Source organism: Bradyrhizobium sp. Kon58 (assembly GCF_055807455.1).
Map to the genome: position 1 here is coordinate 1 of NZ_JBVVOT010000432.1, position 272 is coordinate 272.

Here is a 272-nt window from a genome sequence, read left to right on the forward strand (position 1 = left end):
CTGAGTTTGTTATGTCTGCACAATCAGAAAGTGTCAGTCGGTATCTGCGCTGTGATCCTGATGCTCCTGCTGGGCCAAAAATACTTATGGCTCAAGTGGTTATAGATGGGCATGTTTACACCACCAATGGATACCCAGGTAGCGCGTCGTTCAAGTCTCATATTATCGTCGATCCTGTGCGCCCATTGAATTTGGGGGTGCGTCATTTAGATGCATATGTAGACGAAGCGGCATTTAAGCTTGTCGCGAGTCCTGACTATTTTACTGATGTT

General features: G+C 46.3%; 1 protein-coding gene. It reads left to right on the forward strand.

All coding sequences use genetic code 11. From position 1 onward, the window contains the following. Positions 1 to 11 precede the first annotated feature (11 nt). Positions 12 to 272: hypothetical protein (locus AC0L20_RS41045; RefSeq protein ID WP_473295833.1), on the forward strand; the 261-nt coding region annotated here is incomplete at its 3' end.